We start from the raw sequence: 16332 nt of genomic DNA, 5'->3' as shown, positions 1-16332 counted from the left end.
CCAGTTCGGCATAAGTCCGTAGTATTTCATTAACTACTCACGCCCCCCTGAAAAGCTGGATTTTTCAAGGTCCCCTACAAAGAAGGGCTCAGCGGCTTCTTTATGGCCTCCACTCTGTCTGACAGGCAGACGTTAAATGCGGCTGGGTGTCTCATCGTTGCGCGCGGATTGATCGGTGAACCGACCGCTAGCATAGCGGCCAAAGACGGCAGGCTCGACGAGGGGCACCTCGCGATGCTCAGGTTGGCCGATTACCCCGCTTTCTACCTCGAGTCGCGGCTTGAAAGAAGTCAAAAAAGTCAGACCGCCATCACTCTTACGCCGATCTACTTGAGCTATGCCGCATCCAGCGCCCGCAGCAGGGGCTCCGGAAAGAAGTATGTCTCCGTAACCATTGCCTTCAGCAAAGCCGCGTTGAAGAAGGGTGATAACCTAGCTGCGACCGTCACCGAAGAGAATACCTTTGCCCGTGCTCACCATGACTTCGGTCGGCTCGAGACCGGAAAGCACTACACCACCGAGACGCTGATTGGTACAAAATCCGACGCCCAAGTCAACAACTCGGATGCGAAGCAGATACAGGATTTCTCGATCACCGTTCTCGTCACAGAAAGCGAAAAGGAGAGCGTTGCGCTCAGGGCAATTCAGTCCGCATTCTCGTCGAACAAGGACACTCTGAAGAGCGAATTCGAAAAAGTGTTCAAACAGGCTCTTGGTATCAAGGAGAACAAATGACTCGACCGTCATCCAGTTTATTGAGCACTACCAGAAACAGAACATACAAGGGTGGGCTGTGCCCACCTATGGGTCCTGCTCGACGAGTCGCAACTTAAGATTACAAGGCCGCTATTAATCCACCGGCACCGCGTCTTTGAACAGGCAGAAAAAGTTGTCGCGGGTAAGGGCGGCGAGCTCCTCGACGGACATGCCGCGCAGTCCGGCAATGCATTGCGCCACCGCCGCAACGAACCTGGGCTCATTCGACTTGCCTCGGTGGGGTACGGGGGCTAGGTAGGGACTATCGGTTTCGATGAGCAGGCGGTCGCGGGGTACCTTTGCCGCCACCGCCCGCAGATCGTCCGCGGTCTTGAAGGTGACGATGCCGGAAAAGGAGATATAGAACCCCAGGTCCAGCGCCGCTTTGGCCATCTCCCAGGTCTCCGTAAAGCAGTGCAGAACACCGCCCACGTCGCGGGCATCTTCCTCCGTCAAGATCCGGAGCGTGTCTTCCCGCGCCTCCCGGCTATGGACGATCAAGGGTTTTCCGCAGGACCTGGCGGCGGCGATGTGGTCACGGAACCTTCGGTGCTGCCAGCCGAGGTCGCCCGTGCTCCGATAGTAGTCCAGCCCGGTCTCGCCGATGGCTACATTACGCGCGTCCCGTGCGAGCTCTACCAGCACCTCCGGGGTCGGTTCCCGGCGACCTCGCTCGTTAGGATGGACCCCCACCGAGACGGAGACCTGGGGATAGGGCGCGACCAGGTTCCGCATCCGCGGATAGTGCTCCAGATCGATGGAGACACAGAGCATATGCCCAATTCCGGCGGCACTTGTCTCCTCCATGAGGCGACGGAAGTCCCCGGCGTAAGGCTTCAGATCGACCCGATCGAGATGGCAGTGAGAGTCAATCAGCATGCTTACATGTCGTAGGGCATGACGTAGGGTGGGCTGTGCCCACCATTACAACACGCTGAGATGGCAATGAGAATCGAGCAACATGATCGCAGCTCACAGGGTATGGGTGGGATGGTCCGATGCGAGCATGTCGGCCAGGTAGTCCTCGATCTTGCGGCGGGCGGCGCCCTGGTCCTGACTGCTGAACTGGATGCCGATGCCGATCACCCGATTTCCCTCTGCACCCGCGGGGGTCAGCCAGGCGACCTTGCCGACGATGGGGATAGGTTCGGATTCGTCCATCAGCCGCAACAACAGGAAGAGCTCATCGCCGATTCGATACCGCTTGGTGGTGGGTATGAACAGACCGCCATTCTTGATAAAAGGCATGAATGCCGTATAGAGGGCCTGCCTATCCTTGATCACGAAGCTGAGGACACGCTGTTGTCCACCGGGGTCCATTGCGATCACCTAGTAGTCCGTTTCACCAAAATTTTATGGTAAAACCAGTCTCTGTCATCTCGACCGAAGGGAGAGATCTTCTGGCTTGACAAAGGTTTCCAGCGCACAAGATTTCTCCCTTCGGTCGAATCGTAATCACTCTCACAGGTTCGATACGTGAACCGGAGGGCGTTTGTCCTTCCAGGGGCGAGCCTCCTCCAGTTGCGCGGCGAGCGTGAGCAGCGTCCCCTCGCCTGTAAACCGTCCGGCGAACTGTAGGCCGATCGGCAAGCCGCCCTTGGTCCATGCAAGGGGCAGGGAGATGGCAGGAAGCCCGGTTGTGTTGAACAGGTTCGTGAAGGGACACGGGGTGAACAACTGCTCTATCCATCTCTCGGCGGTAATACCGGGGGCGTTTTGATTCAGTTCTCCCAAGGGCCAGGCAGGCTGAGCGGCCGTAGGAGACAGCAGCGCATCGACGTCTTGGAAGAAAGCGCCGACCGCTCGGGAAACCCCGGTGTAGATGTCCAGGGCCCTGAGAAGCTCCGGTGCGCTCAGGTTCTTGCCGTACTGGTAGGTTGCCCAAGAGGCGGTCTCCAGGTTCTTTTCGGAAGGGGTGCGGCCCATGACTTCAGCGACGCTATCCATCAGGTTTGCAAGATTTGCGCCCCAGACGCGTAGGTTGGCGAGAGCGTGTGCCTCCACGTCGATCTGGGGTGCGACTTCCACCATTTCATGTCCGAGTTCTTCACAGAGTTTGACCGTCTCACGAAGGGCAGCCGCACACTCCGGATCGACCGGAACACCGGAGAGGGGCTTTTCCATCCATGCAATCCTCAGCTTTTCAGGCGGGTTGGATGCCTGTGAAAGGAATGGTGTTTTGGGCGGTTCTGCCCAGCCGTAACATCCGGGATCCGGACCCGCGACGGCATCGAGCAGGGCAGCCGCATCACGAACGCTGCGTGTGACAGCAAACTCGATGGCTATGCCGCTCAGGAGTTCGCCATAGTCCGGTCCCGTGGGGATGCGACCGCGCGTGGGTTTCAGGCCCACAAGCCCACAGCAGGCGGCCGGAACCCGAATCGATCCTCCACCGTCGTTCGCATGGCCGATGGGTGCAATTCCGGCTGCAACCGAAGCGGCCGAGCCGCCGCTCGAACCTCCGGGGCTCCTTTCGGTATTCCATGGGTTGCGAGTGGAGCCGTGGAGTACCGGCTCGGTGTTCGCGTTGAAACCGAATTCGGGAGTGGTCGTGGTGGCCACAGTGACGAGACCGGCCTTGCGAAAGCGGGTCATCAACTCGGTATCATGGGGTAGGATGAGCCCTTCAGTCAGTCTGCTTCCCATTTGCATGGTGACCCCGGCGGCGTGCGCAATCATTTCTTTGATAACGAAGGGGACGCCTTGGAAAGGCCCCTCGGGCAGCCCTGCTTCGATCTCCTTCCGGGCTTGGTCTGCGAGGACGGCAACAACCGAGTTGAGTTTGGGATTGAGCTTCTCGATGGCCTCGAGCGAGGCGTCTTTGAGTTCCTGGGGTGTAACCTTTCTGCTCTTGACAAGTTGGGCCAATCCCAACCCATCGTAATCTGCGAACTCAGACAGCTTGACCATGATTTCCCTCCGCTACGAGCTTCGGAAGCTGTTTGGTTAAAACGGATCCTGGCGTTTAGCGTCGTGTTGCGTTACGCCGTGTTCGACACCGTACTTCCCCAGGCGGGTAGTGGTAAACTTATAAGTGAAAAAGTAGAGCGATTCATCCCTTTGATCCCCTCTCCCCAACCCTCTTCCGGAGGGAGAGGGGGCATAGCGGCCAGTGTCGTTGGTCATGTTCCAACTTAGATATTAACCACTACCCCCAGGCGTTTCCTAGTGCCGCTTAACGCAAACCTACACTTAATGCGAGGTCCGCGCGTGCCGGCAGCACGGTGGGTGACCTAGGGGTAGGTTGCGTTAAGACGCTGGCACCGAGGCCATGGTCGATCAGCGAGCCTTGGTGCGTCGCAACGCAACACGTCCAGTCCCCCAAACAGCGCCAAATCATTCAGGATTGCCAGCCTGGTTGTCTGAGGGCAGGGTCGCGCGACCGGAAAATCCTTGCCCAGTGTACCAACAGGGACTCGTACAAGAGCAGTCTGTTGACCGAGCCGTACCCATCCGCACGGGCCTCCATAAGTTGCATCAGATACAGGTGCCCCGCCCGCGGTTCGAGCCGCTGGGCCAGATTGCGCAGCGCCTCGAGCTGGTCCTGGTTGATGAGCCGGGGTGCAGGATGGCCGCTCGCCAGCCGCAGCAGGTCACTGACCCAACTGTACAGCCAGTCCAATAGGATAGCCGGCTCGTGATCGTTCCAAGCCACGGCCTCGGCGACCGGGTCTCGGGTTCCGCCTGCGACCGCGATGAATCCGGCGAAGGCCTGGGTCCGTTGGGACAGCCTATCCTCCTGTTGCCTATTCTCTTGCCGCCTGTTCTCTTGTTCTAGGGCGAGCGCCCGCAGGGGGGCGCCATAGGCCAGGCGCAGCAGGGTCTCCGCATCCGCGGAGTCGGTATGCGCACGCAACCATTCCAGGGCCTGGGGCTCGGATGGGACCGGGACCCTCAGTTCTTGACACCGGCTGCGGATGGTAGCGGGCAGACGACCCGGTTGCTCACAGACCAGGCACAGGAAGGTGTCGGGGGATGGCTCCTCCAGGGTCTTCAAGAGACTATTGGCCGCGTTCAGGTTCATATTCTGCGCCGGATCCAGGACGATGACCTTGTGACCCCCCCGGTGCGCGGTCAGGGCGTCGGATGCGGCCAGTCGGCGAATGGCGTCCACCCGGATCTCGTCCGACTTGCTCTCCGGGTCCGGGCCGATCTCCAAGTAGTCCGGGTGGGTGCCGGCGGCGAACAGCTCGCATTCACGGCAGTGGCCGCAGGCAAGACCACCTGCGTCAGGCCGGGCGCACAGCAGGGAACGGGACAGCAACCTAACCAGGCGGCGCTTGCCTACCCCCGGAGGACCTGTGACGAGCAGGGCATGGGGTAGGCGTCCGGCTGCACGTGCCTGCCGGAGCAGCTGCCAGCCGGCCGCGTGCCAGGGCAAAGGTGCCTCGGCTTCGGTGTGCGGGCTCATCGGCCGACTCTGGCCAGGAAGCCCGCGACTTGCTTCCGAACCTGGGCCGAAACCTGCTCCACCGGCAACCCGGCATCGATCAGGCGCACCCGTTGCGGATGGGACCTGGCGATCGCCAGATACCGGGTGCGGACGCCTTCAAAGAAGCCTTCCGCCTCGGACTCGAAGCGATCCGGCGCGGATCGTTTGCCGACGCGCGCGAGCCCTGAGGCCACCGGCAGGTCGAACAGCAAGGTCAGATCGGGACGCATGGAACCCTGGACATAGGCTTCGAGCATCGCAATGCGTTCCGGATCGACCCCGCGGCCACCCCCTTGATAGGCATAGGTGGCATCCGTAAAACGGTCGCACAGCACCCAGGTCCCCTGCTCCAGGGCCGGCCGGATCTTGTGGGCGAGGTGCTCGGCGCGGGCGGCGAACAGGAGCAACACCTCGGTAGCGGCTACCATCCCCTTGCAGCCAGGGTCGAGCAGCATGGTGCGGATACGCTCGCCGACGGGAGACCCGCCGGGCTCCCGCGTGGTGAGGACGGCAATACCCTGTTCCTCCAGGCAACGCCGGACGACGGCGAGCTGGGTGGTCTTGCCCGCCCCTTCGATTCCTTCCAGAGTGATGAACTTGCCTTTTTTGTAACTATTCAGGTATCCCATTCGTTAAAAAAACAAAGGCTTATGATCCACTGAGTATGACGATAGTTGGAAAATATAGGATTTTCACGGGTTTCCGCGCGATGAAAACACAACATTTTGTGGTTGTAAGTTTTCAACATACAATATCTTGTACCTGAATAGTTAATTTTTTCACTAAATCCTGCAGAATAAGTGCTTCGACGAGGGAAAAGGTAACTTCGTCAGTGGGTTAAACCCTGAATCAGATGGGCCTGAGGAGTCACCCTTTCCATGAGTCAAGATACCATAGGGAAGTCGAACACGGCGTGCAGATCCGCCCCGAAAATCCGCTAAGAAACCGGCAGGCGGAACCTGATCAGCCAAGCTGGGCTGGTTCCGGGGATCAAGTTTGAGGAGTCATTGCCTTGACCGGACAACTCGTTTCCAGTCCGGCCTCCACAGGTGGAGCCGGCACCTTCTTCGAGCAGCATGTCGTGGCATACTGGCTTGCACAACTGCTCGTGCGCGGTATTCCGCCGATCCTGATCGAGACGAGCGTAGCAGAGGTCCACCTCCAGACAGAGCACCTCGGCTGGCATACCGACGATTTTCTGATTGTCTGTGAAGGTCCTGGTGCAGCCGATCGGAAACTCGCCGGTCAGGTCAAACGCAGCTTCACCGTCAGTACGGCAGACGAAGAATGCAGGAAGGCCATACTGGATTTCTGGAAGGACTTCAAGAACTCGGACCAATTCTCCCCGGAGGGTGACCGCCTGGTACTCGTGACCCGGCGGGGTACCAATACCCTCCTTGAGCACTTCGTCGGCCTCCTGGACTGCGCCCGTGCTGCGCGCGACGGTGCGGAATTCGAGCACCGGCTGGCGACGAAAGGCTTTATCTCAAACAAAGTGGTTCATTACTGCGACGAGCTTCGCAAGATCATTGCCGAGATTGAGGGTAGTGCCGTCGCGGCGGCCGATATCTGGCCGTTCTTGCGCGTGCTGCATGTGCTGAGCCTGGACCTTCATACATCCACTCGGCAGACCGAAGCCCAGATCAGGAGCCTCCTGGCCTACACGGTAACCGAGGCTGATGCCCCCGGCGTCGCAGACGCCTCCTGGAACGCCCTCCTCGCCCTTGCGAGCACTGCCATGCCCGAGGCACGCAGTCTGTGCCGTGCCGATCTGCCGCAGGAGTTGCGAAATCGCCATGGGTCGCTCAGCACGGACGAACAGCGCATCTTACGTGCCCTTAAGGATCACACTGCCCCCGTCCTGCGCAGAATCCGTTCGACGATCGGTCAGGACTTGCACCTGCAACGCGCCGCACTCGTGCAGCAAGTGCTCGGCGAGCTGGAGACCGCCCAAGTCGTGCTCGTGTCCGGACCCGCAGGTAGCGGGAAGTCCGTGGTCGGTAAGGCGGTCGTCTCACTCCTCTCGCGGGACCACTTTGCCTTCGGCTTCCGAGTGGAGGAATTCGCAGAACCGCATATCGACGCGACGCTGCATGCCGCGCAGATTCCGACCAATGCCGAGAAGCTCGCCGCGATCCTCGCGGCGCAAGGCCGCAAGTTGATTCTGATCGAAAGCGTCGAGCGCCTGCTCGAAAAGACCACGCGTGATGCCTTCAGCGATCTCATGGCAATGGCGGCGGCAGATCGCAGCATGTGCATCGTCCTCACGTGCCGTGACTATTCGACCGATCTGGTGCGCGCCGGCTTTCTGCAGCCGGCGGCGATCGATTCCGCCATCGTGAGCGTACCGCCGCTGGCAGATGCGGAGTTGGCGGAGGTCGAGGAAGCACTTCCTGCCCTCGTCTATCCCTTGAAGAACCGGGCCTTGCGCAGCATCCTGTGCAACCCCTACTTCCTCGACAAAGCACTCGAGATTTCCTGGTCGGCGAAACGGCCGGTTCCCGAAAGCGAACGTGAGTTCCGCGCACTCTTCTGGCGCCGGATCGTCCGCGCCGACCAGAGTACCGCTGATGGAATGGCGCGGCGGCGTGAGGAGGTCTTTGAGGAAATCGCGGTGCGTCGCGCGCGGGCACTCTCCGCCTATGTTTCCTGCAAAAATTTGGACCCTGAGGTCGTCGCGGTTCTGAGAAAGGACTCTCTCATCGTATCGTCCGATGAGAACCCATCGCTTGTAGCGACGGCGCATGATGTTTTAGAAGACTGGGCGATCCTGCAATGGTTGGAGGAGCAGCACCTCACCGACGAGGGATCATTCAGAGACCTGTCCGACGCAATCGGTCCACATCCGGCCATTCGCCGTTCCTACCGAAAGTGGATCGCCGAGCTCTTCGAGCGCGATCCCGGGGCCGCGGATTGCCTGTTCAGGGCCGCGATCTCGGAGACCGAAATCAGCGCCCGGTTCCGTGACGACACCCTCGTCTCCCTCCTCAAGGCACCGTCGTCGCCGGGGTTCCTCACCCGGCATGAGGCCCAACTCCTGGCAAATGACAGGGCCATCCTCAAGCGCGTGATTCGTCTGCTTCACGTCGCCTGCGTGACAACGCCTGCCTGGCTGACAGGAGCGGCAGGCCACGGACCGACATTCAATGTACCGGACGGCCCCGCATGGACAGCGGTCCTGAGGCTCGTGCATCGCAACATCGACAGCTTCACACCACAGGAGCGTCTACTTCTCCTCGGGCTGATCGAGGACGCGGTCCGCAACGTCAGTTGGTGGGCACCGGAACTCGAAGGCGCGGAATATGTGGCCGGTATCGGCCACTGGCTCTTGGCGGGTTTCGACAACTACAGGTCCAAAGAGCCCCGCATGCGGGTGCTCAAGGTGATCGCAAAGATTCCTAAGGCGGATGCAGTTTGCTTCGGGGCCATCCTGCACTGCACTGAAAGAGAGGACCAGCAACGCAACGACATCGCAGACGATTTCCGCAAAATCCTCTTTTGCAGCCTGGAGGGGATGTCCGCAGCGCGAGACTTGCCGGACCTTATGGTGTCGGTCGCTACGGACTACCTACTTGCTTCGGAAGAGGAACTCCGAAGGGACTACTATTCCCATAGCTCGCCCCATCTTGGGACACATTTCGGGATCAAGGATAATTTACAGCATAACTTCTTTCCGGCGAGCGCTCTTCGCGGCCCCTGGCTTCCTCTGCTGCAGCATAACCCCCGTCAAGCACTGGATTTCTTCATCCACGTCTTCAACCACAGCGCCGACTGGTATGCCCATCCCCGTGTGTGCGACCCGCTCGAACCCGCATGGGAGATCGAGCTGACCTTTGCCGATGGAACCACCCGCAAGCAGTGGGGCAACCAGAGGTTTTGGAACCTTTACCGGGGCACATCGGTCGGCCCCGATGTGCTCCGGTCCCTCCTGATGGCGCTGGAGAGATGGCTGCTCGAGCTCGCAGACAAATATCCGAAGCGGTTGGACGCCATTCTGGTGGACATCCTGCGCCGGAGCGAGTCGGCCGCATTGGCCGCGGTCGTCGCCGGCGTCGCCACGGCACACCCGCGGGTGTCCGGTGAGGCGCTGTTGGTTCTTCTCAGCGCACCCGACTACATCGTGTTTGATCGCGGCCGTATAGTGCACGAGTCAGGAACCGCGGCACTGTCGGGAATGCTTTCGCTGCTCCAGGCCGACAATAAGGTCTATGAAGAAGAGCGCAAGGAGGCGAACCGATTGCCGCACCGCCGGGAGCATTTGGAGACTGCGGTTCTCAAACTCCAGTTGGGGCCATTTGCCCCCCGAGTACACGCCATTCTCGACCGGTATCTGGCTGCACTGCCGCCGAAGACAGAGCAGAAAGAATCCGACCGGGTGTGGCGTCTTGCGATCCACCGGATGGACTTGCGTCGGTACACCGTCTCGGACACAGGCAAACGGGAGATGCTCGACCCTGAAGCAAACGCCGGCGAGGCGGAGGAGCTTTGCATCCGGCTGGAGCCCAAACCCCTCGCCCCGAACCTGCAAGCGATGGTCGATGAAAGTGCCGCGCAGTTCGACAAGACCAATAGCTCGCTGGGAGTCCTGATGTGGGGCCGCAATATTTTCGAACGTAAAGAGGGTGATCGGGACCCATCTCAGTGGAGGCAAAAGCTTGCTCAAGCCCGCACAATGGAACGAGAGATCGAGGACCCGCTCGGTAGCCATCATGGCCCCGGTTTCATCGCCGCCGTCTGTGTTCGTGACCATTGGGATGAGTTGTCTACCGATGAGCAGGACTGGTGCGTTAACGTCGTTTGTTCGGAGATAGCGAAGGACTCCAATCACTGGAATCACCTCAATCGTGTACAGCAGTTCTCTATGGCGGCGGATCGTCCCTGCGCTCAGGTGGTTTCATTGCTGCTCAACAAGTCGCTCCCGGAGCCACAAATGCAGCGCGTCCGACAGGCGTTCGCGGTGGCCATCACGCACTCGATCGAAGAAGTGCGGCAGTATGCGGCGCAAGGCATCAACGAGGAATTCTGGGCTACCAACGGGACCATCGCGCTACGTTGCGTGAATGCGATCGCAATGGACGCCGGGCTTGTCGACCGGGCATGGGAGGCCGAGAAGACGCGGCCTTATGAACTACGCCGTCGCCTCGACGAGATCAGAGCGGAGGCCGCGGCTACCGTCCGCCGGGACTTCTGGCAGGAAGGCGCAATCCCCGAAGACGCACACACGACATTGGATACCTCGGGATGGTTTGGGACCGAGGCGAGCGTCCGAATACTTACGATCCTTGGGCAAGTGCCCAATGACCCGATTGCCGTGGACGCCTTCCTACGTGCCAGTCGAACGCTTGTGGGCAGGTGGGACACAGACAACAATCACGATCAAAGACGCGACCGGGATTATCGTACTGAAGCGGAAATTTCCGAACGTCTGCAGCAATTCTTGATGCGGACCACATCGACATTCGCACTAAAGGTGCTAAGTCCCATGTTGGACGCGATCGACCGCCATCCCCACGAAATCCACTCCATCGTCGAGGGCCTGACCCTGATCGAGGACAGGGAACCGAATACGGAACGCTACTGGTCTCTGTGGGGCCTGTTTGCCGATGGCATAAAGCACGCAAAATGGATCGCCCGGCTCGACAAGGAGCGCCCAATCGGCAGTGAGCTGCTGTCCGCGATTTTTCTCACGTCTTGGTGGAAGGATAATGTCAGGCATTGGCGAAGTCTGGAGGGCCACGCCCATCGGGTCCATGCACTGTTCGAGGACCTGCCACCCGTGTCGATCGTGCTCGACGGTTATGTGCGTTTCCTCTATCACATCGGAGAACAGTCGCTTCCGAACGCCTTTATCCGTGTCGCCGACTCCCTTGAGCGAGGGGACGCCTCGGCAATGCTCGCCAAGGCTAACACCGTCTTTCTTTTGGAGGTCCTTTTACAGCGGCATGTATATGGAAGGCCCTTGGAATTGAAGCGCGACGCCGCTATCCGGCAAGCGGTCCTTTCCCTGCTCGATAGGCTCGTCGAGGCCGGCTCGTCCGCGGCCTTCCGAATGCGGGACGACTTCGTAACACCAGCGGTGGTTGCCGAGAATCCGGGCACTTAGGTTCCACACGCGCCGCGGCGACGGCGCTTTCCCTGGCCGCAATGCCTTGGTTTGGGATAGGTGCGTCGCCAAATCCAAAGCGGCGGCGGGCCGATAGTCCAAGGCCAACCCGGCGGTTACATCAGGCAGCGCGGATTCCGCCAGGTCCGAAGTAAGGTTGCCGCCGCACTCCAAAACGTCCGGTAGTACCCTTCCATGAGCGTGAGCAGTCCAGAATCCATATCCCGATCCGGATCACCGCCGTTTAAGTTGATAGCGCCGCACTGCCCGGTTGTGCTCGGCCAGGGTGGCCGAGAAGTGGTGACTGTGGCTGCCATCCCCCTTGGCGACGAAAAAGAGGCTGTCCCCTGCTTGAGGATGCAAGGCCCCGTGGATGGCGGCGCGGCCCGGCAAGGCGATGGGCGTGGGTGGTAGGCCCTGGTGGACATAGGTATTGTAGGGCGTGTCCTGGCGCAGGTGGGCACGGGTGATATTACCGTCGAAGCGCTCGCCCAACCCGTAGATCACGGTAGGGTCCGCCTGGAGTTTCATCCCCCGGTCCAGGCGGCGTATAAAAACGCCGGCGATGGTCGGTCGCTCGGCGGCAAGGCCCGTCTCCTTCTCCACGATCGAGGCCAGAATCAATGCCTCATAGGGGCTTTCCAAGGGCAATCCCTCATCGCGCTGCGCCCATTCCTCCTGCAAGACCTGCTCCATCGTTTCATAGGCCCGGCGTAGGATGTCCAGGTCGCTGGCGCCTTTCGAGAAGTGATAGGTCTCCGGTAAAAAACGCCCTTCGGGGTGTTCTTCGGGGTGTTCTTCGGGGTGGCCAAGACGGGTCATGACCGCCTGCGCGGACGGATTATCGCCGAGCAGGTTCTCAAGGCGTTCGTCCTTCGCCACCGCTGCGAAGAGTCGGCGGTAGGTCCATCCCTCCACCAGGGTAAAGGCGTGTTGGACCACCTTGTCGGAGGTCACCAGTGCGAGCAGCTCCGGTGGCCTGATACCGGATGAGAGCTTGTATTCTCCGGCCTTGATGCTGGCGGCTTTACCCTCATGATAGGCTAGGGCCATGAACAGGTAGGGGTGTTCGACCAGACCCAGGCGCGTGAGCTCCTCGCTCAGCCCGGACAGGGAGGTTCCCTGCTTGATGTCCAACACCAGGGACTCCTGGTCCAGCGTCACGGGTTCGGATAGGAAGTCCTGGTATTCCATCCAGGCACCGCCGGCAATCAGACTGGCGGCAAGGGTGCTAACCAGCAGCAGCGCTCGCATCATTCACTCCTTCCCGGTACTTCAAAAGCTGTCTGGTTAAAATGGATCCGAGCGTCGGGTTGCGTTACGCCGCGTTCGGTGCTGTGCCTGTCTGGGCGTGGTCCTGGGTTATTCGGTGTTGGCTGTGGGATCCGGCGTGTTGGGCTACGGCGCGTTCAGCCCTGTCACTGTGCTTCGGGATCCAACAGCGCGCCTAATCCAACCTGCACTTAACGCGAGGCCGTGCGGGCCGGCAGCGCGGGGGTAATCTCGGTGTAGGTTGCGTTGAGACGCCGGTACGGGCCTGGCCGTCGATCAACGAGCCGTTGGGCGTCGAAACGCAACACGTCAAATCCCCCAAACCGCGCCGAATCATTCAGGATTGCTTTTAACCAGATAGCTTCTCAGTACCAGGTGTTCTTTGTAGATAGGCCGTGCCATCGACGACTTACTCAACTATACCCGTTGCACGTGAATATTTCGGTAAGCGAGGTGGGTCGATCGTACCCGAGAGCAAGGCGCGACGAGGAGGAATAGCCAGGCCCTATTGCGACGAGTCGCAACGCTGCTATCGGGTGCGAGGGGTGTGCATCGCGGCGAAATATTTACGTGTAACGGGTATACAACAGAGGCCACGGCTTTTGACCGCAGAATAGCCCAGGTTAAGAGGATGGTTCCAATGCACAACTCGACCCGATGGCATGTCTGTGAGGATGCCGCCGCCGTCGCCACCGAGGCCGCGCGGCGCATCCTGGCCGCGGCCGAGACGGCGATCGCGGCGCGCGGCGTCTTTCGCATCGTGTTGGCCGGCGGGCGCACACCGCTCCGGACCTATCGGCTGTTATCCCGAGCGACGGCCGACTGGACAAGCTGGTACCTCTATTTCAGTGACGAGCGTTGCCTCCCGCCCGATCACGACGGACGCAACAGTCGGGCCACCGCCCTCGCCTGGCTCGATCGGGTCCCGATCCCCGCGCCGAATATCCACCCCATTCCCGCCGAGCTAGGGGCCGAAGCGGCCGCTGCCGCTTACCGGCATCCGGTGAGCGCCGCCCTGCCCTTCGATCTGGTCACCCTCGGAATGGGAGAAGACGGCCACACTGCGAGCCTCTTCCCAGGCCAGGTACATCCGGTCGCAGAGCTGACGCACCCCATCCATGGGGCGCCCAAACCCCCACCGGACCGGGTCAGCCTGAGTGCGCGCGCCTTGAGCGATGCCTGCGCGATCATGATCTTAGCGACAGGGGCCGAAAAAAAGGGACCCCTCGCCGCATGGAGGGCGGGCGAGCCCTTGCCGGTAGCCGGCATCGGCGGAACCGGGGGGGTGGACGTCCTGATCGATCGGGACGCCAACGGGGCCTTGATACCCTATAGACTTTAGCTCAGACCTTACAGATATCTCAAACAATCCACGGCGGTAAGATCCATGCCAGTCAATCCCGTCAGCGGCGCCGGCTATCTCCTTAAAGGTATGCGACTCATCATGCAACCGGGACTCCGGCGCTTCGTGTTGCTGCCCCTGCTGATCAACATCCTGGTGTTCTCCGCCGCCATCTGGTATGGGGTCTCCCGGTTCGAGTCCTTCCTGGCCTGGATGGAGTCTAAGGTCCCATCCTGGCTCCACTGGCTGGACTGGGTCCTCTGGCCCCTGTTCGTCCTGGTCCTGGTGATCCTCGTCTTCTACAGCTTCACCCTGGTGGCGAATCTGCTCGCCTCCCCCTTCAACGGTCTGCTGGCGGAGAAGGTGGAGCTGTATCTCACCGGCCGACCACTGCACGAGGGCGGTGGCTGGAAGCAGGCCCTGATGACGCTGGTACCTACCTTGCTCGACGAGTTGGGTAAGCTGTTGTTCGCCGCCCTCGCTGCCGTTCCCTTCCTGATCCTGTTCCTGATCCCGGGAATCAACCTGGCCGCCCCCGCGCTCTGGTTTCTTTACACGGCCTGGATACTCACCCTGGAATACAGCGACTATCCCATGGGCAATCATGGTCTCAGGTTCCGGGAGATGCGCGCGCGCCTGCGCCGGAAGCGCGTGCTGGGACTCGGCTTCGGCGCCGCCACGGCCGGGCTGACCATGGTCCCGGTCGTGAACTTCATCGTGATGCCGAGCGCCGTCGCCGGCGCAACGGCCATGTGGGTGGATGAGCTGAGTAGTTAGGGCTACCTATTTTGGTTTTCCGGATAGAACGCGGGAATGCTGTATGAAGAGTATAATTAGCCTCCCCCACCCTTTGGGCATAGCGAAGATTTACAGTGCTGGTAGAGTCCGACGGTAAGTATAGTGTTATGAATGTTCACCTTCTCATACTAGCGATCCTGCGGGAGGCCGGGGATCAAGGTGTAGCTCCGATGCTAAGGACTACGCTTGTCAAATTTTTCTACCTGTTGGATGTATATACGGCAGAAAACAGTGCAGGCACGCCTGTATCCGACGTTGAATGGCGCTTTCTCCACTTTGGTCCTTACTCGTATCAGGTTGCCGATGCAATCGATGAACTTTCGAATCAAGGCGTTATTTTCGCCGATCACAGGAAGGCGGAAGCCGGTAATAAGGAATTCGTTCTCTACCACCTGAATAACCGACAACGCGCTGGTGATTTACGGCAGTTAGGCATCCCTGGAACGATCCAAACACGGTTACATGCCGACATGAAACGATATGCAAGGGATTTGCCGCGGCTACTGAATTATGTCTACTTTCATACCGCACCTATGTTTGAAGCGCGGCCAGGTGATGTTCTCGACTTTTCGGGTTGCTTGAAAATGACCATCGAAGATGTCAAGCCCATAGAAATGAACAAATTACGTTCGAGGGCCATTAAAAAGACCCGAACCAAGCTTCGTAAGTTGATACAGGCTAGAAAGTCTCAAGAGCAGATCGAGCAAGGCCCTTACGATGATACTTATTTTTCCAGCCTGAGCATTCTTGATGGTGAATCGTTAGAGACGGGATTTGCCGGTCGAGCAAAATTGAGCGTATGAATTGGATAGATATCAGGATGGGAATTCTCCAAGTATTTGATGATTTTTATGAAGATGTACCTGCTGGTACGGTACCTGCTCCAGGGCATTTGTTCCGGGTTCCCACCCCTAATGTAGAAGAAGTACCCAGAATTCTCGATGTAGAGCGGGCAACACCTACCGAACACGAGATTACCAGTTGCGAAATCTGTGAGATCGCAAAACACCACTTCTCGAAACGGGAGCGTCTGCCGATAAAACGTCTGGCTCTCGGTGATACTGAGGAGCTGATTATTTCAAAGGCGAAAAAACGTCCCGTGGTAGTCTTGTCCGTAATCGCATCCAGTGGCATCGACACCTTGCCGGATGGGCCACAGAGGCGGTTGGCAAGACATCTGAAAAAGCCGTGTTATTTAGTTGCACCATTGTACAGTACCACTTCTATGACGGCTCCGGGCACCTTCGGTCCTACGCTGGTGGCAAGAATCAGGGCACTGCAATATCTGCACTTCTTTTGCTTGCCTGATAAGAATCGTCCGGATAGGCCGGGGTCGATTATTCGGTTGGATCGTGTCTTTCCTACTTATCTGGGCAGAGGATCAGCCCCAATGGATGAAAAAATCCACGAAGAACCGTTCGAAATTCTCCTGTCACAACTCTCCATACTCACTGGTGCTGTTTATAGGAAACCTTATGAGCTTGCAAGAGAGCTGGTTAAAGATGCACTCCCTACTGGCCTGGATACCTGAGAGGCTGTCTAAAAACCAACTGATAGTGGTAAATTTCTAACTGATAGAGTGGTTGATAGTCCAAGTCCGCCGACCCGCATAGCGGTCTGACCTACCCT

The 16332-nt window shown here is 59.3% G+C and carries 12 protein-coding genes; 6 read left to right on the top strand and 6 right to left on the bottom strand.

The genetic code is table 11. The features are described from left to right. Window positions 1-102 precede the first annotated feature (102 nt). A complete protein-coding gene (locus tag BQ17_RS19355; RefSeq protein ID WP_089729940.1) occupies window positions 103-735 on the top strand; it encodes a hypothetical protein in 633 nt (210 codons plus the stop codon). 114 nt (window positions 736-849) lie between these two features. Here the strand turns inward: BQ17_RS19355 and BQ17_RS19350 are convergent, their stop codons facing one another. The 5 genes from BQ17_RS19350 to tmk form a co-directional block, all read right to left on the bottom strand. After that, window positions 850-1635, bottom strand: coding sequence for a TatD family hydrolase (locus tag BQ17_RS19350; protein WP_089729938.1), 786 nt, complete (start codon window positions 1633-1635; stop codon window positions 850-852). Between the two features lie 93 nt (window positions 1636-1728). Next, window positions 1729-2076 (bottom strand): PilZ domain-containing protein, encoded by a 348-nt coding sequence (locus BQ17_RS19345; RefSeq protein WP_089729934.1) that lies wholly within the window; start codon window positions 2074-2076, stop codon window positions 1729-1731. Between the two features lie 141 nt (window positions 2077-2217). Then, entirely contained in the window at window positions 2218-3666 is a 1449-nt protein-coding gene (locus tag BQ17_RS19340) for an amidase (protein ID WP_089729932.1), read from the bottom strand. Between the two features lie 430 nt (window positions 3667-4096). Further along, a complete protein-coding gene (locus BQ17_RS19335) occupies window positions 4097-5167 on the bottom strand; it encodes a DNA polymerase III subunit delta' (protein ID WP_089729931.1) in 1071 nt (356 codons plus the stop codon). Further along, window positions 5164-5817, bottom strand: coding sequence for a dTMP kinase (tmk, locus tag BQ17_RS19330; protein ID WP_089729929.1), 654 nt, complete (start codon window positions 5815-5817; stop codon window positions 5164-5166). The genes BQ17_RS19335 and tmk overlap by 4 nt, the downstream gene beginning before the upstream one ends. Window positions 5818-6200: 383 nt before the next feature. On the opposite strand from tmk, the gene BQ17_RS19325 reads away from it, so the two are divergent. Next, window positions 6201-11291 carry an nSTAND1 domain-containing NTPase gene (locus BQ17_RS19325; RefSeq protein ID WP_256091683.1) on the top strand — a complete coding sequence of 1697 codons (5091 nt, stop codon included), beginning with the start codon at window positions 6201-6203 and terminating at the stop codon, window positions 11289-11291. A 234-nt stretch (window positions 11292-11525) separates the two neighbouring features. On the opposite strand, the gene mltG is transcribed toward BQ17_RS19325, so the two are convergent. Further along, a complete protein-coding gene (gene mltG / locus BQ17_RS19320; RefSeq protein ID WP_089729925.1) occupies window positions 11526-12548 on the bottom strand; it encodes an endolytic transglycosylase MltG in 1023 nt (340 codons plus the stop codon). 655 nt (window positions 12549-13203) lie between these two features. On the opposite strand from mltG, the gene pgl reads away from it, so the two are divergent. The 4 genes from pgl to BQ17_RS19300 all read left to right on the top strand — a co-directional run bounded on the left by pgl (window position 13204) and on the right by BQ17_RS19300 (window position 16234). Further along, window positions 13204-13905: a 6-phosphogluconolactonase gene (pgl, locus tag BQ17_RS19315; RefSeq protein ID WP_089729921.1), complete on the top strand. Its 702-nt coding sequence runs from the start codon at window positions 13204-13206 to the stop codon at window positions 13903-13905. A gap of 45 nt (window positions 13906-13950) precedes the next feature. Continuing rightward, on the top strand, window positions 13951-14682 hold the full coding sequence (gene cysZ, locus BQ17_RS19310) for a sulfate transporter CysZ (RefSeq protein ID WP_089729919.1): 732 nt from the start codon (window positions 13951-13953) through the stop codon (window positions 14680-14682). Between the two features lie 128 nt (window positions 14683-14810). Then, the gene (locus tag BQ17_RS19305; protein ID WP_141699386.1) at window positions 14811-15506 is read left to right on the top strand and encodes a hypothetical protein; all 696 of its coding nucleotides are present in this window, start codon (window positions 14811-14813) and stop codon (window positions 15504-15506) included. Beyond that, window positions 15503-16234 carry a hypothetical protein gene (locus BQ17_RS19300; protein ID WP_089729915.1) on the top strand — a complete coding sequence of 244 codons (732 nt, stop codon included), beginning with the start codon at window positions 15503-15505 and terminating at the stop codon, window positions 16232-16234. Before BQ17_RS19305 ends, BQ17_RS19300 begins: the two co-directional genes overlap by 4 nt. The last annotated feature ends 98 nt before the right edge of the window (window positions 16235-16332 follow it).

Source organism: Candidatus Thiosymbion oneisti, from assembly GCF_900092655.1.
Lineage (GTDB): Bacteria > Pseudomonadota > Gammaproteobacteria > Chromatiales > Chromatiaceae > Thiosymbion > Thiosymbion oneisti.
The sequence above is the reverse complement of the archived record's forward strand: the minus strand, read 5'-3'. Positions and strand labels throughout refer to the sequence as shown.